This window comes from Mycobacterium sp. (assembly GCF_035623875.1).
Taxonomy (GTDB): Bacteria; Actinomycetota; Actinomycetes; order Mycobacteriales; family Mycobacteriaceae; genus Mycobacterium.
Genome location: NZ_DASPSP010000184.1, coordinates 1 through 21,769, shown reverse-complemented (window position 1 = coordinate 21,769; position 21,769 = coordinate 1). Strand labels below are relative to the sequence as shown.

At 64.9% G+C, this 21,769-nt stretch carries 23 protein-coding genes and 2 pseudogenes; 18 read left to right on the top strand and 7 right to left on the bottom strand.

All coding sequences use genetic code 11. The annotated features are described in order from the left end of the window. Positions 1–73: 73 nt before the first annotated feature. From VEI45_RS15360 to VEI45_RS15350, 3 genes are read left to right on the top strand one after another with little or no spacing between them, the layout of a single operon-like run. A complete protein-coding gene (locus VEI45_RS15360) occupies positions 74–418 on the top strand; it encodes a hypothetical protein (protein ID WP_324854644.1) in 345 nt (114 codons plus the stop codon). A gap of 56 nt (positions 419–474) precedes the next feature. Then, complete coding sequence (locus VEI45_RS15355) at positions 475–1,650, top strand: acyl-CoA dehydrogenase family protein (RefSeq protein ID WP_324854642.1); 1,176 nt, start codon at positions 475–477, stop codon at positions 1,648–1,650. A 32-nt stretch (positions 1,651–1,682) separates the two neighbouring features. Further along, complete coding sequence (locus VEI45_RS15350; RefSeq protein WP_324854640.1) at positions 1,683–2,471, top strand: SDR family NAD(P)-dependent oxidoreductase; 789 nt, start codon at positions 1,683–1,685, stop codon at positions 2,469–2,471. Positions 2,472–2,492: 21 nt separating this feature from the next. Here the strand turns inward: VEI45_RS15350 and VEI45_RS15345 are convergent, their stop codons facing one another. The 4 genes from VEI45_RS15345 to VEI45_RS15325 form a co-directional block, all read right to left on the bottom strand. Continuing rightward, entirely contained in the window at positions 2,493–4,112 is a 1,620-nt protein-coding gene (locus tag VEI45_RS15345) for a DUF7159 family protein (RefSeq protein ID WP_422656387.1), read from the bottom strand. A gap of 368 nt (positions 4,113–4,480) precedes the next feature. Further along, a complete protein-coding gene (locus tag VEI45_RS15335) occupies positions 4,481–4,882 on the bottom strand; it encodes an anti-sigma factor antagonist (RefSeq protein ID WP_324854636.1) in 402 nt (133 codons plus the stop codon). Positions 4,883–5,424: 542 nt separating this feature from the next. Beyond that, entirely contained in the window at positions 5,425–6,081 is a 657-nt protein-coding gene (locus tag VEI45_RS15330) for a DedA family protein (RefSeq protein ID WP_324854634.1), read from the bottom strand. Positions 6,082–6,164: 83 nt separating this feature from the next. Continuing rightward, entirely contained in the window at positions 6,165–7,091 is a 927-nt protein-coding gene (locus VEI45_RS15325; protein ID WP_324854632.1) for a cyclase family protein, read from the bottom strand. 60 nt (positions 7,092–7,151) lie between these two features. Between VEI45_RS15325 and VEI45_RS15320 the strand changes: the two genes are divergently transcribed. From VEI45_RS15320 to VEI45_RS15295, 6 genes and pseudogenes are all read left to right on the top strand, one after another. Beyond that, entirely contained in the window at positions 7,152–7,292 is a 141-nt protein-coding gene (locus VEI45_RS15320; protein ID WP_324854630.1) for a hypothetical protein, read from the top strand. Positions 7,293–7,305: 13 nt separating this feature from the next. Further along, positions 7,306–8,091 carry an alpha/beta fold hydrolase gene (locus tag VEI45_RS15315; RefSeq protein ID WP_324854628.1) on the top strand — a complete coding sequence of 262 codons (786 nt, stop codon included), beginning with the start codon at positions 7,306–7,308 and terminating at the stop codon, positions 8,089–8,091. Positions 8,092–8,149: 58 nt separating this feature from the next. Continuing rightward, positions 8,150–8,526, top strand: a pseudogene (gene pcaC, locus VEI45_RS15310) (4-carboxymuconolactone decarboxylase). Between the two features lie 125 nt (positions 8,527–8,651). Beyond that, complete coding sequence (locus VEI45_RS15305; RefSeq protein ID WP_324854626.1) at positions 8,652–10,973, top strand: nitric-oxide reductase large subunit; 2,322 nt, start codon at positions 8,652–8,654, stop codon at positions 10,971–10,973. A gap of 1 nt (position 10,974) precedes the next feature. Next, the gene (locus tag VEI45_RS15300) at positions 10,975–11,601 is read left to right on the top strand and encodes a hypothetical protein (protein ID WP_324854624.1); all 627 of its coding nucleotides are present in this window, start codon (positions 10,975–10,977) and stop codon (positions 11,599–11,601) included. Next, on the top strand, positions 11,598–12,395 hold the full coding sequence (locus tag VEI45_RS15295) for a slipin family protein (RefSeq protein WP_324854622.1): 798 nt from the start codon (positions 11,598–11,600) through the stop codon (positions 12,393–12,395). Before VEI45_RS15300 ends, VEI45_RS15295 begins: the two co-directional genes overlap by 4 nt. A 13-nt stretch (positions 12,396–12,408) precedes the next feature. Here the strand turns inward: VEI45_RS15295 and VEI45_RS15290 are convergent, their stop codons facing one another. Further along, positions 12,409–13,236 carry a class I SAM-dependent methyltransferase gene (locus VEI45_RS15290; RefSeq protein ID WP_324854620.1) on the bottom strand — a complete coding sequence of 276 codons (828 nt, stop codon included), beginning with the start codon at positions 13,234–13,236 and terminating at the stop codon, positions 12,409–12,411. Between the two features lie 272 nt (positions 13,237–13,508). Here VEI45_RS15290 and VEI45_RS15285 point away from each other — a divergent pair. The 4 genes and pseudogenes from VEI45_RS15285 to VEI45_RS15270 all read left to right on the top strand — a co-directional run. Further along, a pseudogene (locus VEI45_RS15285) lies at positions 13,509–13,865 on the top strand (transcriptional regulator); the annotation flags it as partial. Beyond that, positions 13,862–14,287, top strand: coding sequence for a hypothetical protein (locus VEI45_RS15280; protein ID WP_324854619.1), 426 nt, complete (start codon positions 13,862–13,864; stop codon positions 14,285–14,287). The pseudogene VEI45_RS15285 and the gene VEI45_RS15280, both read left to right, overlap by 4 nt. 26 nt (positions 14,288–14,313) lie before the next feature. Next, on the top strand, positions 14,314–14,655 hold the full coding sequence (locus VEI45_RS15275; protein ID WP_324854617.1) for a cupin domain-containing protein: 342 nt from the start codon (positions 14,314–14,316) through the stop codon (positions 14,653–14,655). Positions 14,656–14,659: 4 nt separating this feature from the next. Then, the gene (locus VEI45_RS15270; protein WP_324854615.1) at positions 14,660–15,604 is read left to right on the top strand and encodes a nitronate monooxygenase; all 945 of its coding nucleotides are present in this window, start codon (positions 14,660–14,662) and stop codon (positions 15,602–15,604) included. Positions 15,605–15,665: 61 nt separating this feature from the next. On the opposite strand, the gene VEI45_RS15265 is transcribed toward VEI45_RS15270, so the two are convergent. Both VEI45_RS15265 and VEI45_RS15260 read right to left on the bottom strand, forming a co-directional pair. Further along, complete coding sequence (locus VEI45_RS15265; RefSeq protein ID WP_324854613.1) at positions 15,666–16,514, bottom strand: hypothetical protein; 849 nt, start codon at positions 16,512–16,514, stop codon at positions 15,666–15,668. Between the two features lie 106 nt (positions 16,515–16,620). Next, positions 16,621–17,118 (bottom strand): DUF1990 domain-containing protein, encoded by a 498-nt coding sequence (locus VEI45_RS15260; protein ID WP_324854610.1) that lies wholly within the window; start codon positions 17,116–17,118, stop codon positions 16,621–16,623. A 56-nt stretch (positions 17,119–17,174) separates the two neighbouring features. Between VEI45_RS15260 and VEI45_RS15255 the strand changes: the two genes are divergently transcribed. The 5 genes from VEI45_RS15255 to VEI45_RS15235 form a co-directional block, all read left to right on the top strand. Then, positions 17,175–18,059 carry an aldo/keto reductase gene (locus VEI45_RS15255; protein WP_324854608.1) on the top strand — a complete coding sequence of 295 codons (885 nt, stop codon included), beginning with the start codon at positions 17,175–17,177 and terminating at the stop codon, positions 18,057–18,059. A 104-nt stretch (positions 18,060–18,163) separates the two neighbouring features. Continuing rightward, positions 18,164–18,790: a PaaI family thioesterase gene (locus tag VEI45_RS15250; RefSeq protein WP_324854646.1), complete on the top strand. Its 627-nt coding sequence runs from the start codon at positions 18,164–18,166 to the stop codon at positions 18,788–18,790. Between the two features lie 81 nt (positions 18,791–18,871). Next, positions 18,872–20,926 (top strand): threonine--tRNA ligase, encoded by a 2,055-nt coding sequence (gene thrS, locus VEI45_RS15245; RefSeq protein WP_324854606.1) that lies wholly within the window; start codon positions 18,872–18,874, stop codon positions 20,924–20,926. Next, entirely contained in the window at positions 20,919–21,470 is a 552-nt protein-coding gene (locus tag VEI45_RS15240; protein ID WP_324854604.1) for an HIT domain-containing protein, read from the top strand. Before thrS ends, VEI45_RS15240 begins: the two co-directional genes overlap by 8 nt. After that, positions 21,467–21,769 (top strand): CDP-alcohol phosphatidyltransferase family protein (locus VEI45_RS15235; protein WP_324854602.1); only part of this gene is annotated, 303 nt, incomplete at its 3' end. The genes VEI45_RS15240 and VEI45_RS15235, both read left to right, overlap by 4 nt.

The following is a 21,769-nucleotide window of genomic DNA, read 5'->3' as shown; positions in this document are numbered from 1 at the left end:
CAGCGATAAGGCCGAGACATGCCAGCGCCGGAAAATGATGCGTCCATCGCGATTCCGGTGCAAGATGTGCGGCGTGGCTATGTACCAGGGCAGGGCGCTCGCAGACATCAATCTCACTGGTATGCCGTTGGTGGAGGCGCTCGAAGCTTTCATCTGCCGACGTGATCCGCGCTTGGAGAACGTCCAGGTGAGGCGCGCGACTCCCACCGGTGACGTCGAAGCGCGGGTGCAGCCCAATAAGCGGTGGTACGAGGTCATCTTCGAAACGGACGACAACCCCGAAGACGACGAAGACGATGACGATGACACCTTTGAGGCGAGGAAAAAAGCCAAGGCCAAGGCCAAGGCGGAGGCCAAAGCACAGGTAAAGGTATGGCCGCCACGTAATCCGCCAATTGTTCCGCCAACTGATCAGTGACGCCAGCCGGTCGCGGTCTTCGATGAAGCAGAGCAGCGGACCGAAAGGATGACGGCATGACCGGAGTGCGTGATCGGGTGGTGGATCGGGCTCGTGGGATGCGCGACCTGGTCCGTGCTGAGGCTGCGGAATCCGAGCGTTTGCGGACGCTCTCGGCGCCGATCGTCGAGGAGATGTGGGCCAGCGGTCTGATGTCCTCGTTCAATCCGGTTGCGGCCGGCGGTGTCGAACCATCGTTCCACGAGATGATCGAGACGTGGATCGAAATGGCTTGGCAGGACGGGTCTTTCGGCTGGATCGGCATTGCCAACCTGCCCTCGACCTTCGCCGCGGCGACATATCTGCCCGATGAGGGTTTCGCCGAGATCTTTACCCGCAACGACAACCGCATCACCATCGGCGGTCAGTACTTCCCCAACGGGCAGGGGACAGTCGTCGAAGGCGGCTACCAGTTGAGCGGTGCGTGGAATTTCGGCTCCGGCACCGGACACTCGGCCTATATCGGCGCCGGCTTTTTCCCGATGGACAACGGTGAGATGCGTTGGGCCAGCGAGGGCATTCCCGAAATGCGGGTCGCATTTCTGCCTCGCGAGGAGGTCACCTTCACCGACGGATGGTATGTCCAGGGACTCAAAGGCACCGGCTCCTACGACTACAACGTCGCGGACGTGTTCGTACCGGAGTACCGAACCATGCCGCTGTTCACCCGTGAGCCGTTCCGGGGGACCTCGGCGGCCAGCCGCATGGGCCTGATGCCCATCACCGCCGCCGGGCACGCGTCGTTTGCGCTGGGGGTGGCCAAGAGCATGCTCGACGATGTCGAGGAACTCGCGGCCACCAAAGTGCGGATGAGCGATATGGCGACGCTGGCCAGCCGTCCCACCTTCCAAAAGGGACTGGCCCACCACGTCGCCGCCTGGCGGGCGGCTCGCCTGCTGGTGATCGACGCCTTCTCGGCGGCGGAGGCAGCGGTTCACGCGGGCAACGACCTGACGCCCAGGCTGCGAGCCGACATGCGGGTGGCGGCGGTGTATGCCACCGACACGGCACGAGCCTGCGCGGAGTGGGCGCATCTGGCGGCCGGGACCACCGCGATCCGCGAGGGCAGCCGACTCGAGCGCGCGTTCCGTGACATCTACACCGGTACCCAGCACGCGTTCATCAGCGAGAAGGTGGCAATGGACGTCGCACAGATCTGGCTCGGCATCATCGACGACCAATTCGGACTCTGACTGCGCGGCAACCGAATTCGAGAGGACCCGCCATGGTGAGCGCTGATCGCGCCCGTTCTCGCACGTTCGTCGTAACGGGTGCAGCGTCTGGCATCGGGCTGGCCACCGCCGAGCGCCTGCTGGCCGAAGGCGGCAGCGTCGTGGGCGCCGACCTGACCGCTCCACCCGACCTCGGCCCGGGCTTCCGGTTCGTGACGGCCGACGTGACCGACGAAGCCGCGATCGCTGCCGTGCTGGCCGTGGTGCCCGATCGACTCGACGGCGTGGTCCATGCCGCAGGCGTTGCCGGCGGCGGCCCGGTCCATCTGCTGGACCGCGCCGAATGGGAACGGGTGATCACGATCAACCTCACCGGCACGTTTCTGGTCGCGAAGGCGGCCCTGGCCAGAATGATCGAACAGCCTCGGGTCCACGGCGAGCGGGGCTCCATCGTCACGCTGGCAAGCATCGAGGGACTGGAAGGCACCGCCGGCGGCAGCGCCTACAACGCCTCCAAGGGCGGCGTGGTGCTACTCACCAAGAACATCGCGCTCGACTACGGCCCGAGCGGTATCCGGGCAAACGCCATTTGCCCCGGCTTCATCGAAACACCGATGACCGGAAGCGTATTCGGCTTGCCGGGGATGGAGGGCCCGAAGGCTTCGATCACCGAGGAGCACGCGCTGCAACGGATGGGCCTGCCGGAGGAGATCGCCGCCACGGCAGCTTTCCTGGTATCTCTCGACGCGTCCTTCATTAGCGGCCAGGCCATTGCTGTCGACGGTGGCTACACCGCCGGCCGCGATCACGGGGTGGTCCAGCTCTTCGGCCTTCCCCGGTAGATCAGATCGAATTCGACTGTCTCAGAACCGGAATGACCGACCCGGAAAGTTGAAATGGGGGAGTCCGGGCATCATGGGACCAGGCATCCGAGGGAACATTGGACCGGGCATCCGCGGCATCATCGGACCAGGCATGCCTGGGAATCGAGGGCCCTCGGGGCCGGGCATCATGGGAAACCGGGGACCCTCGCGGCCAGGCGTCATAGGGAACCTGGGACCCTCGGACCCAGGGAAATTCATTGGCGGCTGGGAAGTCTGCCCACCGAATGGCGGGAATGGCGTACGCATCTGCGGGCCCGCCTCGCGCATCGGCGGCATGCTCGGCGCCTGCATCAGCGGCGGCCTGGGAATCCCCAGATTCATCCGAGGCTGACCAAGCGGGACGCGGACAGGTGGCGCCGGAATCCCCGCGTGCATCGGCAGCGGGACGGGCACCGGGACGGGTGCGGCGGGAATCGGGACGGGCACCGGCGCAGGTGGTGCGATCGGCACCGGAGCGGGCAGGTGCACTGGCGGCGGTGCCGCATGAACGACCAGCGGGTGCGGCGCCGGAAGGAGCTGCGCCGCCGGTGGTGATGGCGCCGCCTGGACCGGTGCGATGAGAGCTTGGCCGGGAGTGGGCCGCAACGCGACCGCCGGCCGGATACCTAGTGCCAGCGCAATCTCCAGCGCCAACGCCGCGCTGACAACGACAACCGCCAAGGCGCTGCCGACCAACATCAGCGGTCGACGCCGCTGGCTGGTGTCGAAGTCACCCTCCGCGGGGGGCCCGGCGATGTCCACGATGCCGGTTTGCGCGTCGGCGTCCTGGTCGGGCGCAGCACTGTAGGCGAGATCTTCCTCGCGGAGCTCAGCACCGGCCCGACAAGCGGGCACCTCGAGGTAACCGGGCGAGACGGCATACGGGTCCACTTCGCCCGTGCCCGGATCTTGCGCGTATGCCAAAGCGGCGGTGGAGGATGCGAACAGAGGCGCATTGGCTGACGCCAGCGCTGCCCCGCGGGCCAGCGCCATATCCGGCTCCTCAGGGGCACTGACCGGAAGGTATGACGCCGCCTCCAGCGCCGGCTTGATCGGCGCGATATCCACGTCGCAGCCAACGATGAACAGACCCTCTGCATAGCTGTCCGGCGCGCTGTGATCGGCGATCATCGCGGCCAGCTCGGGCACCGGGTTCGCGCTACGCAGTGGACGGCGTTGCACATCGGTGATTGAACCGTCAGCCGAGTCGACGACAGCCAGCGTAGCGGTGTCCGGTTCGACAAACAACATTGCAATGTACTCGTAACCGATTGCGTGGCCTACGGTTTGGGCCAGCGCGGCGGCAGCCAAAAACGCCGACACCAGCATCACGTTCTCAACCTTGCGGGCGGCCAGCGCGGTCGCGAGCGCGGCGGCATCGCCGGGGTCGGTCCAAGTCACTCCGGTTGACGTCAACTGGTGGCCGCCCTGGCTGGCTCCTTCGCGGGTACCAAGGATGGCGGCGATCACCTGGTCGGGTGTGCTCAGCATTGCCGGGTCGTTGGCGTCGTCGAGATCGAACTGGTCCTCATCGACGGTGACGCCATCAGCGTTTTCCCCTTCGACCAGCACCATGCGGATCGTTGCAGGGGACATCGATACCCCGAGGACGATGTCCAATACTCCTCCAAGTCCTGCGCCAGCTAACCATGGTGGTGGCGGATTTCGGCCGGAGCAGTGCATCGCGGGCCGCCGTCCCACTATTAAGAACTACTTCGCGGCGGCAGCTTGCGCTGTTACAAGTCGTGCCTCACGTCGGCATTCAGCGGCATGATCGCGTAGGTGGATGGCATGAACCAGCAGGTGCTCGGAATGCCCGCAGCGTGTGCCTGATCGCCACCGACGTCGACCGGGTCTACGGCGGCGGGCCCGAGGTGACCGGCCCGGGAGAAGTCCTCCTGAAAGGCTATGGCGGCAGGGCCGGACCCGCTGAATCAGCTGTCCCCGGTAAGATGCTTCTGGCTCAACGCATCTAAGCGTCGGCGGATTTACCAATCGACCGGGTCGTACACCGACAGCGCAGCGTCGATGCTTTCGTCAACCGACAGCAGTTGGCTCAGGCCGCAAGCGGCGACGACCCGGGCGACGACCGGTTGGTTGCTGACGAGTCGCAGCTGGACGCCACGCTGGCGGCAGTGCTCCGCCTCCGCGGCCAGCGCGGCGTAGGCGCAGCACCCCATGAAGTCCAGGCCGCTGGTGTCGACCACAAGCGGTCCCGGCGGGCCTGCCGCAGCGCTTGCCTCGCTGAGCAGGCGTCGCCAAGTGGCTTCGTTAGAGGCGTCCAGTTCACCACCGGCACTGACGATCACTGCGAGGCCGATGCGCTCGGTGGTCATCCGTAGCGTGCTCCTGGCTTGCGCCAGTTCGGAGATCAGGCGACTGCTCAGCATGAGGTGATTAAAGGATGGCTCTGCGATGGCAAAACTGCCCATATGATCCTCCTAATCGGCGGACGCTGCGCGTCGCGATATGGATGCCCGCCCTGCATAGCTGAAGACCGACGTCGATTAGCAGATATCAATTTTATAACAGAAGCCCAATAGGTCTGTCCATCGAACGCCGCCTAAGAATTCGGTGAGGCCGGCGCGGACAGCCGACGCGACGCGGGCGGGTTAGCAAACTCCACTTCGGCAGGATGGCAGTTCACCGGGCATAGTCAACGCCGCGGTCGGTATCGAGATGATCAGGTGCCATCGTCATCAAAGATAGCCTGCATCAGGGTATTTCGGATAGGCGTGGCGGCGCGGCCGCGCGACCGACGACGGTAGCGGAGTGGCGCGTATAGGCAGCCACTCCGCTTTTATGGAGAAGTTCCAAAACACGGCTGCACGGATTTTCCACCGCCGGTTTTGTCTGGTATAGGAAAACGGGACGAAATACGTGCTAAGTCACGCCCAGGCGGCTTCGACGAGCGCCGTAAATACCGCCAATTTCAGGCGGTGGTGTGGCCGGTTTCGCCGGAGTGCTCGGCTGCGAGTTCGGCGATAGCGCGGGATACCCGCTCCCGCAGCAAGATTGCGGCGGTTACCCCGCAAACGACAGCGAAAACCAAGGCAATCCAGGAGAAGCGGGTCAGCCAGCGTTCAGCGGCCACACCCGCGTAGTAGACCAGCGCGGTGGTGCCGCCCGCCCAACACACGGCACCCGACACGTTGGCGACCAAAAACCTTGCGTAGCGCATCTTTAGCGCCCCGGCCAGCGGACCGGCGAAGATCCGCAGCAACGCGATGAAACGGCCCAAGAACACTGCTCGCGCGCCCCAGCGGTCGAAGAGTCGCTCGGCAAACGCGACGTGTCCGGGGCCGAAGTGGTTCGGGAAGCGCCGACCCAACCGGTCGAACAGTGGCAGGCCGAGCCGGCGGCCGATGGCGTAACCGGTCGAGTCGCCGATCACCGCCCCGATCACCGCGGCAGTACCGACGCCGATCGGATTGACCGCCAGCTCATGCCGCGACGACAACAGTGCGGCGCTGACAAGGACGACCTCACCCGGGAGCGGTATGCCCAGGCTCTCAATCCCGACAACTAGGCCGACCACGACGTACACAGTGAGCGGGGGGATCGACTGCAACAGGGCATCCACCGTCATGGGTTAAGAATGCCCGACCCGTTCGCAGGGTGTTGCCGTCAACGTCTCGGTCGGGGCTGCTCTTTCCAACTGTTTGTCGGTGGTCACTTGATTGCAAGCGCGGAAACGGGACTGCCGGATGCGCCGGTCAGGGGTAGGGGTGATGCTGAGAACATGAACTCGTAGATCCCGTCGGCTCTGCTGTCGGCGGAGAGCGCGTCGAGGTCGAACATCTCGCCGAAAGCTAGTCCGGTGTGGGCGAGGCTGACCACGTGCAGTGGCTGCCAGACATCGATCTCGTTGGGCAGCAACTCAATTCCCCAGGTGTCGGTGGCGATGGCGGCAATGTCTTTGTCACGGATCCATGGAGCGGTGTGCAGGGACAGTCCCGGTGATGGGCCGCCAGCGTAGTCTCCGCACTTCCCGCGTCGTGCGGCCATGAACCCGGTGCGGACGATCAGCGCGTCGCCGGGCCGGATTTCCAGGTTTTTGGCACCCAGGTACTCGTCCAGGTCGTCGGTGCTGATGGGGTAACCGGGCTCGAGGGTGTTCACGCCGCGGTATTCGGCCAGGTCGACGAACACCCCGCGGGTGACGATCTTGCCGGTGTAGGTCTGTACGCCGTTGCTGCGGCTGCCCGCTGTTCCGGCGTCACCGGCCGAATGCCCGTTGTACATCCGGCCGCGCCAGAAGAAGTGGCATAGTGCGTCCCATTGCGTGCCGGATTGGGTGGGCATGACCAGGACGTCGTCGCAGTAGCCGGCGGTGGGTTGTCCGGTGGATTCGCGCCGGTGGGCCAGGGTCTCCGTTTCCACGCGTTGTTGCGCGCCGACAAGGTATCCCGGTCCCGACGTGAGTTGGTGGAGACGGGGATTGGCTCTGCCGAGGTAGCCGGTCTGCGGGCCGTGCTCGTCGTAGGGCATGGTCAGCGAGATGGTCTTGCCGACCTTCACCAGCGCTGCGGCGTCGCGGATTTTGTCGCGGTGATGAGGCTCCCGTTCGTACCGTATCGCAGGTAGCTTTTCTGTCATGCAGAAAAAGGCGCGGCAGGCAGTGAACTGCTCGCCGGTCTACAGGTCCATCCGGCGCAGATGGAAAAGAATCTGGACAGCACCGATATACTTGGCGAGCAACGAGTGATCGCTGAGCTGGTCGGCACAGCTCAGTCCGACAACTACTTCGGTGTGGTCAACGCGCTAATCGACGAGAGCCTGGACAGTGCCAAACGATAGTCAAGGAACGTCCTTGAGCGCCCTCCGAATTCGCGGCTCGCATCTGGGCGGGTCACCGGATCTGCCGCCGCTGGTGGTCGGCCCGTCGTTGGGCACGTCCGTCGCGGCCTTGTGGTCTGGTGTGGCACGGCGTCTGGCCGGCATCTATCACGTCATTGGCTGGGACTTGCCCGGCCACGGAGCCAGCCCGCGACCGAGGGACGCCTTCACCATCGACGACCTCGCCGCCAGCGTCATCGAAGTCGTGGAAGACAAGATCGGCGGACGGCCGTTCACCTATGCCGGCGTCTCAGTGGCCGGGGCCGTCGGGCTGCAGCTGCTGCTCGGGCATCCTGAGCGCATCGTGTCGGCGGCGCTGATCTGCACGGGGGCGCGCATCGGCGACCCGGACGACTGGCAGTCGCGGGCCCAAGTCGTTCGCAGTGCCGGAACAGGTGAAGTCGTGGCCCTGTCGATTCGCCGGTGGTTCGCCCCCGGCTTCTTCGAGCGCGATCCCACCTCAGCCCAGGTACTGGTGGACACCCTGCGCCGGGTCGACGACGACGGCTATGCGCGCACCTGTGAGGCGCTCGCCGAGTTCGACGCCCGTCATCGCCTCGGCGAAATCGACACCCCGATCGTCGCTGTCGCGGGCGCCAACGATATTGCCACGCCGCCGGATTCGTTGCGGTACATCGCCAGCAACGTGACCCGCGGACGGTTCGTCGAGGTGGCACAGGCCGCTCATCTCGCGCCGGCTGAGCAGCCCGACCGGATCGCCGACGTGTTGGCGAAGCTGAGGAGATTGGGAGCCAGATGAGCGACACACGTTATGACCGGGGTGGGGGTACCATCCGCTTGCGGGGGAGAGGCGGGCAATGAACGCGAGTTATGACCGAGGCTTGGCCGTGCATCGGGAAGTGCTTGGGGACAGCTACGTCGAGCAGGCTGGTGCGCGGACCACGACTTCACCCGGGACTTCCAGGCGTTCATCACCGAATTCGCCTGGGGCACAATCTGGGCACGTCCCGGCCTGGACCGGCGCAGTCGTTCGATGATCACGCTCACGGCGCTGGTTGCTCGTGGCCGTGATGAGGAACTCGCGTTGCACATTCGAGCCGCACTGCGCAACGGGTTATCGCGGGACGAGATCAAAGAAGTCCTGCTGCAGACTGCTGTTTACCGCGGTGTGCCGGATGCCAATGCCGCTTTCCGCATCGCCGAGAGTGTCCTCGAAGAGGCCGAGAAGCACTGAGCCGCTGCTCAGCAACGTTGATCCCAAATAGAGCCATTGGTCCTCAATTAGGTGCGTATTCGGTGTGTCGCGCCGTTGCAGGGAGTTAAATACCGGCGATCAACCGATTGAAGGGAGCGGTCCTTATGGCGACCGAGGCAGCACCGTCTCCGCGCTCCGACACTTCGACATCGGCACCGCTGATCGGCAAGGGTTGGGTCCAGGGTGTGGCCCTGGTGATGATCTTCGGCTTCCTGGTGATGGGCATCCTGGTCTACCGCGCCTACACCGCGTCAATGCCATTGCCCGACAAGGTGGTCAGCGAATCGAGCGAGGTGCTGTTCACCGGCGCCGACATAACTCGCGGTCAGGAGCTCTACCAGGCGCGCGGACTGATGGAGTACGGGTCGGTGCTCGGCCACGGCGCCTATCTCGGGCCGGACTACACCGCGGATTACCTGCGCAAGGCGACCGAAGACGTCGCCGCTCAATGGCGCGGGCTTGGGATGGCCGATCCGCGCGACGCAGTGGTCGCAGAGTTCCGGACCAATCGCTACAACCCGGAAACCAAGACGCTGGTGTTCACCGACAAACAAGCCCGCGCATTTGCCGATATCCAGCGGCAGTATGCCGCATACTTCGGCGAGAATTCCACCAAGTACGGGCTGCGACCGCGCATGATCACCGACAATGCCGAAATCCGTGACTTGACAGGGTTTTTCGCGTGGACAGCGTGGGCGGCTGCGGCCGAACGGCCCGGTCATAAGTACAGCTACACCAACAACTGGCCGTCCGAGCCGCGGGTCGACAACGGTCCCACGGCGCCGGTGATCGTGTGGTCGGCGCTGTCGCTGGTTGCCCTGCTCGGCGGTATCGGGATCATGTTCGCCGTCTACGGGCGGTGGAGCCAGCGGGTGGGCTGGCACAGCGCGGAGGCGTCCACCTTGTCCTTCCGCCAACCCGGCGAGGTAAGCCTGACACCTGCCCAGCGGGCCACGATCTGGTTCTTCGCGATCGTGTCGGTGCTGTTCTTGGCGCAGACGCTGGTAGGTGCCGCTGCCGAGCACTACCGGGCCGATCTATCGAATTTCTTCGGCCTGGACTTGGCCCGGGTACTGCCCTATAACCTGGCTCGCACTTGGCATGTGCAACTGGCGCTGTTCTGGACCGCGGCGGCATTTCTGGCCGGCGGCATCTTCTTAGTGCCGTTCATCGCCCGCCGCGAGCCGAAGCGACAAAGCTGGCTGGTTTACGGGCTGCTGGGCGCGGTCGCGGTGGTGGTGTTCGGTTCGCTAATCACCGAGGCACTGTCGATCTACGGGGTGATTCCCGCCGGTGGCCTGTTCTCCCAGCAGTGGGAGTACCTCGACTTGCCGCGGCTGTGGCAGATCCTGCTGATCGTCGGCATGTTCTTGTGGATCGCGATCATCTGGCGCGGCATGCGGAGCCGGCTCAAGGTCGAGCCGAAAATGAACATGCCGTGGCTGTTCTTCTTCGCCGGGCTGGCGATCCCGGTGTTCTATTCGATCGGCCTGCTGGCCAGCAGCGGCACCCACTACACCGTCGCCGATTTCTGGCGGTTCTGGGTGGTGCACCTGTGGGTGGAGGACTTCCTCGAACTGTTCACCACGGTGATGGTCGCCTACATTTTTGTGCTGCTGGGCGTGGTGCGGGAGCGCATTGCGCTGGGCGTGATCTTCCTCGACATCATCTTGTATTCCGCCGGCGGCGTGATCGGCACCATGCACCACCTGTATTTCTCCGGAACCCCGGTGGAGCACATGGCGCTGGGGGCGTTCTTCTCGGCCGCCGAGGTTATTCCGCTGACATTCCTGACGGTGGAGGCGTGGGCGTTCTTGCAACTGGGCTCGCGTCAGCAGTCCGGTGACGCTAAGCCGTTCCCACACCGCTGGGCGGTGATGTTCCTGGTCGCGGTCGGATTCTGGAACTTCGTGGGCGCGGGCATTTTTGGGTTCTTGATCAACCTGCCGGTGGTGTCCTACTACCAGATCGGCACGGCTCTGACAGCCAACCACGGGCATGCGGCGATGTTTGGCGTGTACGGCATGCTGGCCGTCGGGCTGGCGATGTTCGCGTTCCGCTACATAATCCCGCCCGACAAGTGGCCGGAAAAGCTGGCGCGAATTTCGTTCTGGGGCATGAACATCGGTCTGGCCTGGATGGTGTTTGCCACCCTGCTGCCGCTAGGGATTCTGCAGCTCTTCCACTCGGTCAGCGACGGTTACTACGAGGCGCGGTCGCTGGGCTACATCACCCGGCCCGGTAACTCGCTGATCGAATGGCTGCGGCTGCCGGGGGATTTGATCCTCATCATCGGAGGTGTGCTGCCGTTCATCTGGATCGCGTGGACGGCGCTGCGCAACTTCCGCGGCGGCTCGGTGGCCGAGGAACTGCCCGAGCGTGCGCTCTACACAGACACTGCTTCCCCTGCCACGGCGAAGGACTGACGTGACACCGCCAGCTGCGTCAGTGTGGTTGGTTGCCGGGTACGCGCTGGTGCTGGTGGCCATCGCCTGGTGTTTCGACGAGATGGCACGTCGGGTGTCGCGACGGGCGGCGAGGTGGCGCACGGGCGGTTTCGTCTATCACCCGGACCACGACGCGTGGGTGTGTCCACAGGATCACTGGCTGTGGCCAACGTCGTTCGATCCGCAGCACCGAGTGATGCGGTACCGGGCGTCCCCCGTTGTATGCAATAGCTGCCCGGTCAAGTCGAATTGCACGACGTCGGATCAGGGCCGGGAGGTCAGCCGCGAGGTCGATCCATGGCCGTATTCGGATGCGGGCCGATTCCACCGCGGCATCGCCTGCTCGGTGGCGGCGCTCGGAGTGGTGATGCCCCTGGCGATGCTGATTGGGCAACACACTGTCGCTGATGCAGTGGTATTGGTCGGGGCCGCCCTACTGGTTGTGATCGCGGGACTGCCGCTGGCGCGGCATCTATGGAATACGCCGTCGAACGCACCTGACCATCTGCCGCACCGATCGGCCCTAGAAGATCAGGTGGCTGCCGCGATCGACCGGTACTCCACCCGATGGGGTGGCGGCTGGACGGATAAGGAGGGCTCCCAGTGAGCGGAGGAGTGATCGTTGTTGCGGTCGGCATCATCGTGGTGCTGGCCGCGCTGGCGTTGGTGTCGCTGACCGTGCTGCGCGAATACGAGCGTGGGGTGGTGTTCCGGATGGGACATGTTCGCCAGCTATACCGACCCGGGTTGCGGTTCCTGATTCCATTGGCGGACCATATGATCCGCGTGGATCAACGTGTGGTCACGTTGACCATCCCTCCACAGGAAGTGATCACCCGTGACAATGTGCCAGCGCGGGTAAACGCTGTGGTGATGTTCCAGGTCGTGGATCCACTGAAAGCGATTCTGGCAGTGGAGAACTACGCGGTGGCCACCTCGCAAATCGCGCAGACCACACTCCGCTCACTGCTCGGCCGCGCCGATCTGGATACCCTGTTGGCCCATCGGGAAGACCTCAACACCGATCTGCGCGGCATCATTGAGAAGCAGACCGAGCCGTGGGGTGTCGAGGTCCGTGTCGTAGAGATCAAAGATGTCGAGATCCCGGAGTCGATGCAACGGGCGATGGCTCGCGAGGCCGAGGCAGAACGGGAACGGCGCGCCAAAGTCATCAATGCACGAGGTGAACTGCAGGCCTCCGAGGAGCTGCGCGAGGCGGCCGAGACACTCTCGAAGAACCCGGCGTCGCTGCAGTTGCGCTACCTGCAAACACTTCTGGAGCTGGGCGCGGACCAGAACTCAACGGTGGTGTTCCCATTACCCGTCGACATCATCACGCCGTTCTTGAGACACTCCGAAATGCTGGAAAGCATTGCGGGCGCTCTGAACGAGCGGCGCTGAACCCCGGAGGCTTTCAGTCGGTGTCGTTGCAGGGTTTGCTCGCGACGATCGCGACGGCCGTCAGCCGTTCGCGGTGCCGGCGGAAGGTGCGGCGCATATGGATTACCCGCCGACGGGCGTCGCGGTGGATGAGCAGGTTCTTGGCGAACCGGAGCGTTCCCAGCAGCCCTTCGTCGGCGACCAGCCGTCGCGGTTCTAACAGCGCCATCGGGGCGGTCGCGACATGGTCGATGACCAGCCCGTGGTCGGTCAGCAGTTGTTTCCACTCGGCGACGGTCAACGGACGGGCGTTGACTTTGATCGCACGGGCGAGGGACTGCCGGACGTCTGTCTTGACCGCGTCGGAGGTCGCGTCCGGCGTCAGCGCGAGTTCATGGATGGCATAGCGGCCGCCCGGCCGCAGCACTCGCGAGGCTTCGGCGACGATAGCGTGCTTGGCAGTATCGCCTTGCATGGTCAGCATCGCCTCGCCGATAACGACGTCGGTGCTGGCGTCGGGCATTCCGGTATTGGCAGCATCGGTGACTCGGACGTCCCCGTGTCCGCCGACGATGCGACGGACCGACCTGGCCGCAGCGGGATCTTGCTCGGCGCCGACATACGAACGCGGTTGGCGGGCAACGATTTCGGTCGCAGTGCGGCCCAAACCCGGAGCCAGTTCGAGTACGTCGGCATCGGCCACACCGGCGCGGGCCAGCAGGGTCCGGGTCAGCTCGACACCGCCCGGGCGCAGTACCCGTTTGCCCAGTCGCGCCAACAGCCAGTGTCCCTGCACGACATCGTCTGCGCGAGTCGCCGATGGCAGTCTCTCCCGCGAACCGCGTTGCCGAATTCGGGTCATCAGACCGCCTGCCGCACAGTCGGTATCAGCGGCAGGGTCTCCCGCTTTTGGTCCACGGTCAGGTATCGTAACCTGTCCGGGCCAGCGGTGAACTGTCGCCGCGAACGTTTCGGCAGCCCACAGCAATGCGCCGATCTCGGGATACTCCCAGCCGTAGGTGCCGGCATGGTCGGTTCGGACTTGCCGGGGCAGATGCGCCCGTTTTAGGCGAAACGCAACTGATCGTCGGCCTGCCGAGCAGAATGTTCAGGAGAATGAGCGTCGTCGTCAGATCAGCAAAGCAGGCCCTCGGTCGCCGCGGCGACGCACTCAGGGTATTGAGGGCGGCGCCTCCTCGGAGCACCGCGGAGGCGCCCGACGCCGAGGAATCGATCGAGCACTTGGTTGATCTACTCGACGAGCTCGGCTTTTCCCCTGCGCGTCGCGGGGACGAGCAGGTGGGGTTGCGGCACTGCCCGTTTCTGGAACTGGTCGAAAGCCAGAAGGCCGTTATCTGCCCGATCCACCTGGGGGTCATGCAGGGAGCGCTGGAAAGCTGGGAGGCGCCGGTCACTGTCGATCGACTTGAGGCGTTCGTCGAGCCAGATCTGTGTCTGGCGCAACTTTCCCGACGAGTCGCGGCGACGTGAGCCTGGCGCACGCGGTAGCAATCGCCGTTGTCTTCGTCTGGCTGGGCATGGTGCTGGCCATCTCGTTTCTCGAAGCGCCGCTGAAGTTCCGCGCTCCGAACGTCACCCTCCAGATCGGCCTCGGCATCGGTCGTCTGGTCTTTCGCGCGCTCAACACTGTCGAGGTGGTGCTGGCCGTCGTCGTTCTCGTCACCACTGTGGCAAGCCCGCCGTCGGCCGGCGCGGCAGCGGCGTTGGCGGTTGCGTTCGGCGCGTTGGCCCTGCAGATCGGGGCGGTACGGCCGCGGTTGAATCGCCGTTCGGACCAGGTGCTGGCCGGCCTGGATGCGCCGCGCTCGCGGAGCCATTACGTCTACATTTGTCTGGAGGCGATCAAGGCGCTGGCGTTGGCCGCGGGCGGGATTCTTCTACTATCCAGTTGAGGCAACCCTGACCGAAGGACGCATTGATGGAATCGATTTCGCTGACCAGCCTGGCCGACGAAAAGCTGGCCGAGGCACGGCAGGCACACAGCGGGCGGGCCGCACACACATTGCATGGCGGGCACACCCACGAACTGCGGCAGACCGTGATGGCGTTGCTGGCCGGGCATGAGCTCTCCGAACACGACAGCCCCGGACAGGCGTCGCTGCAGGTCCTGAAAGGACACGTGCACCTCACCGCTGGTGAGGATGGGTGGGACGGAAAGACCGGCGACTACGTTGTAATTCCGCCGCACCGGCATTCGCTACAGGCCGTCGACGATTCGGTGGTCCTGCTGACGGTCTTCAAGAGCCTTCCCTCGGCGTAGCCAGATGCTGTCGACGCCGTGGTCCCGGAGCATGGGCCTGCGGGTGCCAATCCTCAATGCCCCCATGGGAGGCGTTGCCGGCGGACGACTTGCTGCCGCGGTGACCGCTGCCGGTGGACTCGGCATGGTCGGCATGGGCAGTGCCGGGTCGACGTCGTCGCTGTACGCCGAGTTGCCGCACGTGCGTGGAACATTTGGAATTGGCCTGGTGGACTGGGTGATCCGCAAGGAGCCGGAGTTGTTCGACACCGCGCTGGCCGCGCAACCTGTGCTTGTCTCGGTCAGTTTCGGAACTGACTTGTCCTGGGTCGATCGCACCCATGATGCCGGAATCGCCGCCGCCACACAGGTTTACAACAGCCACGAAGCCCAGCGAGCGCAGGATGCCGGGATCGATCTGCTGGTGGCCCGCGGCTCCGAAGGTGGTGGTCACGGGGATGCGACGATTGGCACGCTGCCGCTGCTCGACGCGGTCTTGGACGCCGTATCGGTGCCGGTGTTGGCGGCCGGAGGAATCGCCTCTCCGCGAAGCCTCGCAGCCGTGCTGGCCGCCGGCGCCAGCGGCGCCTGGTTAGGCACCGTGCTGTCGGCCTCTCCGGAGGCGCTGACGACCGATGCTTCCCGCCGTGCATTGGTCGCGGCCCGCGAGACCGACACCACCAGCACCCGGGTGTTCGACATCGTTCGTGGGCTGCCGTGGTCGAAGCGATTCCCGTCGCGTGTGCTGCGCAACGACTTCGTCGCGCGCTGGAGCGGTCACGAAGACGCCCTGGCCGACGATCCCGCCGCTGAAGACGAACTCGCCGCCGCGATCGCCGCCGACGATCGTAGGACCGCCCCGGTGGATGCGGGCCAGGGTGTCGGGATGGTCACCGGCGTCGCACCGGTAGGCCAGGTGATCGAGCGGCTCTGCGCGGGCGCGGAAAAACTGCTTGGCGGGTGGGGCTAGCCGTATTTCGTCGGCGAGACTTAAGCCACTGCGATCTGCACCGGCGTGTGGTCGCAACGGTTTAAGTGTCGCGGTAGCCCCGTGCAGCGAGTGCTTCGCGAACCCGCCGGATTACATCCTCAGGCGTATCTTCGGCGATCACCCGAATGATGATCCAGCCCATGGCCTTCAGTTTGCGAAGGCGGCGCTGGTCCCGGACGTACTGGCGGCGATCGCTGCGGTGATGATCGCCGTCGTACTCGACGGCGACCTGGTATTTTTCCCAGCCCAAATCCAGCACGCCGACCAGCCGCCAATTCTCGTGCACCGGTATCTGCGTGGTGGGCACAGGAATCCCAGCGTCAGTTATCAACAGTCGTAGCCAGGTCTCTTTGGGTGATGCAGCCCCACCGTCGACAAGCGGCAACGCCGCCCGCAGCCTTCGCAGGCCACGGGCGGCCGGATAACGCTTGGCGAGCAGCAGCACGTCCTCGACCGAAAACGGGGTGGCGTGCATCAGCGCGTCGAGTCGCGCCACCGCCTCGCCTCGCGGCAGCCGCCGAGCCAGGTCGTAGGCAGTGCGGGCCGGGGTCGTGACTGGCAACCGAGCGACATGAGTGATCTCGTCACCGTCGAGCCGTTGGTTCCGGGTGATTACGCCGGCCGGGGGATGAGGGTTTCGCCAGATCAACTCGATTGGCTCATGGTTGTCGATCCAATTTGAGCCATGCAAGGCTGCGGCGGCGAGGCCGGCCAATACACCGCGACGGCCCGACCACAGCCACGCCGCTTCCGAGCGTTGTCGAAGTGATGGCACTGAGTAGTCCGACAGGTAGACGTTGGGGCAGATCGAGCGGAATCCAGTTCGGAGCTGATACGGGCTCAGCTTGCCCTGTAAGACGGCCTCGCTACCTACGAACACATCACCCATGCTCGGACCGTGCCATGAGGGACCGACATGTTCGCCGAGACTTAAACCTCTGCCACGCGCACCCGTGTGTCGTCGCAAAGGTTTACGTGTCGCGAACCAGAGGCCGTCACACCGCGCGCACGTAGCGTTTGTTCATTATTCGCTGCGCCAGTGACGTCACCGGGCCGCCTGCTTTGCTCCACCACGTCGCCGGCCGGGAGAACGCGCAAACCTCGGCGTGGACCGCGGCAGTGACCGGATCGAGGCGCACCACGAACCGCTCCTCACCCGACTCGGGATGGCCGGGCAGGGTGCCATAGGCGAATCCCCGCACGTGAGGTTCGTCCACGACGTATACGACCCGGCAGGGTGCTTTGAGGAACCCGATTTTGACCACCACCACTGTGCCGACTTCGACGACGTCGCTACTGGCCTGGACCCCGAGGCCAGCGCCACGCTGCATGCCCCAATGCATGACCGCGTCGGCGGCCTGTTCGAAGCGAAGTTGACCCATGCCGATGTGGGCCGTGAAACCGATGTGTTTGTACCCCGGGGGCATCGGGCCGGCAGTCGCGCCCACCTCCGGGTAGGTCAGGGGCAGCTGAGCGATCGTGTACAAGTCCACCCGCCTTAGCTTGCCACGCCGGTGTGGGCAGGTCGGCGGGGCGTACGGTCGAAGGGGTGACCGCCAACACCGCGCAACCTTCAGCCCAAGCTTCCGGAACCTTGATCCTCGGCGGCGAGCTGACGGTTAACCGGCTCGGTTTCGGCGCAATGCGCCTGACCGGCAAGGGCGTCTGGGGCCCCCCGGCCGACCGTGGTGAAGCCGTCCGGGTGTTGCGCCGCGCCGTGGAGCTCGGCGTCAACTTCATTGACACTGCGGACTCATACGGTCCCTACATTTGTGAGGACATCATCCACGAGGCGCTGCATCCCTATGACGGCCTGGTCATCGCGACCAAAGCCGGGCTGTTGCGGACCGGGCCGGATGTGTGGATTCCGCTGGGCAATCCCAGTTACTTGCGTCAGGAATGCGAAATGAGCCTGCGGCGCCTCGGCGTCGAGACCATCGACCTGTTTCAGCTGCACCGCGTCGACGCCAACTTCCCGCTGGCCGACCAGGTCGGCGAACTCGTCGCGCTGCAGAAAGAAGGCAAGATCCGCCATATCGGCCTGTCCGAGGTCAACGTCGATCAGCTCACCGCCGCCCAGCAGATCACGCCGATCGTGTCGGTGCAGAACCTGTACAACCTGGCTGCCCGCACCGCCGAACCGCTCCTGGACGCCGCGGCCAGCCAGGGCATCGCCTTCATCCCGTGGTTCCCGCTGGCCGCTGGACCGCTGGCCGCCCCGGACGGGCCGCTGCAGAAAGTCGCGGCCGGTCACCACGCGACGCCCTCCCAGTTAGCATTGGCCTGGCTGTTGAAGCGATCCCCGGTAATGCTGCCGATTCCCGGCACGTCCAGCGTTGCCCACCTAGAGCAGAACGTCGCCGCAGCGGAGATCACGCTCACCGACGAGGAATTCGAGACGCTGGCCGCGGCAGGCGCCGAACAGAACAGCTAGGCGCGGCGGGGCGGCAACCCCGAGATCGACGCAGGGCGAAAAAGTCGCTCTGCCGTCGATCTCGAGGTGACGCCAAGCACTGACGTCGCACCGAATACGGTGTTCTGGTGGCCGGCGAACATGCGCGACACCCGGGCGGCGGATTCAACCCGCCCGAACCGACGACCAGGGGTGGGCCCGACTATGGCCGGTTCATCGAGGCAGTGCGTGCGCTACAGGATCACGCCCGGGCGGTCGACGCGCCCGACGGGGTGATCAGCGAGGCCGCCGACCTGATCGAGAAGGTGTCCGATCTGCTCAGCCCGTTTGACGTCGACGAGTGGACAACGCCGTCGGGCCGCCGGATGGATCTGCCGAACCGCGGCAACATCCTGCCGGTGCCGATGAAGGTGCGCAGAACGGATGGCGGCAGAATCGAAGGCTGGGTGCGGTTTCGACGGTTTCACTTGGGACGCAACGGGGCCGTGCATGGTGGTGCGTTAGGGCTGTTGTTCGATTCCATCTTGGGTATGACGTCCGCAGTGATCACCGGCGGTCCCCGCCAGCGCACCGGATATCTGCATATCAATTACCGCCAGATCGTCCCGATCGAAAAGGAGCTGCAGATCGACGCGGGGGTCGACCGGGTGGAGGGACGCAAGATCTTCGTCTCTGGCCAGTTGAGCGACGGCGACACGGTGCTGACCGACAGCGAGGCGCTGTTCGTGCTACTCAGACCCGGCCAGCCCTAAGGCTGGAACCGGCGACGGCAAGCCATCCCGATAGCATGGTCGGGTCCGTTTGAACACCCGAAAGCCATGGAGACCGCGTCGATGACCGCCCTCGCACACCCGGCCCCAGCAGCCCCGATCCGGGTGCCTGCCGGGACGACCGCGGCCGCCGCGGTGCGCGACGCGGGTCTGCCCGGCCGCGGTGCTCCCGATGCGGTCGTGGTGGTGCGGGACGCCGACGGCAAGCTGCGCGACTTGAGCTGGGTTCCCGCACAGGATGCCGTGGTCACGCCGGTAGCGGCCAACACCGACGAGGGACGCAGCGTCATCCGGCACTCGACCGCGCATGTGTTGGCCCAGGCCGTGCAAGACCTATTCCCCCACGCCAAGCTCGGGATCGGGCCGCCGATCACCGACGGCTTCTACTACGACTTCGACGTGGCAGAGCCGTTCACGCCGGAGGATTTGGCGAAGCTGGAAAAGCGGATGCGCCAGATCGTCAAGGACGGGCAGCTGTTCGACCGGCGCGTCTACGAGTCCAAGGACCAGGCGCGCGAGGAGTTGGCCAACGAGCCCTACAAGCTCGAACTCGTCGACGACAAGTCCGGCGACCCCGATGTCATGGAGGTCGGCGGCGACGAGCTCACTGCTTACGATAATCTCAATCCCCGTACCCGGGAACGGGTTTGGGGCGACTTGTGTCGTGGGCCGCACATCCCGACCACCAAGCACATCCCGGCGTTCAAGCTGACCCGAAGTTCGGCCGCCTATTGGCGCGGCGATCAGAACAACGCCAGCCTGCAGCGCATCTACGGCACTGCCTGGGAGTCGCAGGAGGCGCTCGACCGCCATCTGCAGTTGCTGGAGGAAGCCCAGCGCCGCGACCACCGCAAGTTGGGCGCCGAGCTGGACTTGTTCAGCTTCCCCGACGAAATCGGTTCGGGCCTACCGGTTTTCCATCCCAAGGGCGGCATCGTCCGCAGGGAGCTGGAGGAGTATTCGCGGCGCAAGCACATCGAGGCCGGCTACGAATTCGTCAGCACCCCGCACATCACCAAGGCGCAACTGTTCCACACGTCGGGCCACTTGGACTGGTACGCCGACGGCATGTTCCCGCCGATGCACCTCGATGCCGAGCTCAACGACGACGGAACCGTGCGCAAGCCGGGGCAGGACTACTACCTCAAACCGATGAACTGCCCGATGCACACGCTGATCTTCCGGTCGCGGGGACGGTCGTATCGCGAGCTGCCGTTGCGGCTCTTCGAGTTCGGCACCGTCTACCGCTATGAGAAATCCGGTGTGGTGCATGGGTTGACGCGGGCGCGCGGGTTCACCATGGACGATTCGCACATCTTCTGCACCCGCGAGCAGCTCCACGACGAACTGGCTTCGCTGCTACGGTTCGTCCTCGACCTGCTGGCCGACTACGGATTGGAGAACTTCTATCTGGAGCTGTCCACCAGGGACCCGGAGAAGTTCGTCGGCTCCGACGAGATGTGGCAGGAAGCCACCAACTCGCTCGCCGAAGTGGCGGCGGAATCGGGTCTGGAACTGCTACCCGATCCCGGCGGCGCAGCCTTTTACGGTCCGAAGATCTCCGTGCAGGCCCGCGACGCGCTGGGCCGCAGCTGGCAGATGTCGACCATTCAGGTCGATTTCAACTTCCCGGAGCGTTTCGAGCTGGAATACACCGCCGCCGACGGAACCCGGCAGCGGCCGGTGCTGATCCACCGCGCGCTGTTCGGGTCGATCGAGCGGTTCTTCGGCATCCTCACCGAGCACTACGCCGGGGCATTCCCGGCCTGGCTGGCGCCGGTGCAGGTGGTCGGCATCCCCGTCGCCGACGAGCATGCGGCATACCTGGAAGACGTTGCTGCGCAGCTGAAATCGCACGGAGTGCGAGTCGAAGTGGATTCCAGCGACGATCGCATGGCCAAGAAAATCGTTCATCACACCAACCAAAAAGTGCCGTTCATGCTGCTGGCCGGCGACCGCGACGTCGAGGCCGGCGCGGTCAGCTTCCGGTTCGGCGACCGCACCCAGATCAACGGGGTACCTCGCGGCGAAGCGGTGGCTGCTATTGCGCAATGGATTGCCGATCGTGAAAATTCAACGCCTACAGCTGATTTAGTCAAGGTGACCAGCCGTGGCTGATGACGAATCGATCATCGACAGAGGGGTCGGAGAATCCGACCACCTGCAGCGGCTGTGGACGCCCTACCGAATGAGCTACCTCGCCGAGGCCCCGCTGCGGCGCGACAACTCCTCGCCGTCGCAGCTGTTCACCGACATCCCGCAATTGTCTGACGAGGAGGGTCTGGTGGTCGCCCGCGGCGAACTCGTCTACGCCTTGCTCAACCTCTACCCGTATAACCCGGGACATTTGATGGTGGTGCCGTATCGGCGGGTATCCGAGCTGGAAGATCTCACCGACAAAGAGACCGCCGAGCTGATGGCGTTCACGCAGAAGGCGATTCGCGTCATCAAGAGCGTGTCCCGGCCGCACGGCTTCAATGTCGGCCTGAACCTGGGCGAATCGGCGGGCGGCTCACTGGCCGAACATCTGCATGTGCACGTGGTGCCGCGCTGGGGTGGCGACGCTAACTTCATCACAATTATCGGCGACTCCAAGGTCATCCCGCAGTTGCTGCGCGACACCCGTCGTCTGCTGGCCACCGAGTGGGAAAAGCAGTCGTGAGCAAGCTGTTGTCCCGTGAGGGGGTCGCACGAGTCACCGCACCGGTGGCCCGGGCGTTCCTGCATGCCGGCTTCACGGCCGACGGCGTCACGATCATCGCCACCGCTGCCGCGGTGCTGGCCGCGTTGACGCTGTTTCCGACCGGTCGGCTATTCGCTGGCACCTTGGTGATCTGGTTTTTCGTGATGTTCGACCTGGTCGACGGGGCCATGGCGCGGGAAAGCGGTGGCGGCAGCCGCTTCGGTGCCGTGCTGGATGCCACCTGCGACCGCATCAGCGACGGCGCGGTGTTCTGCGGG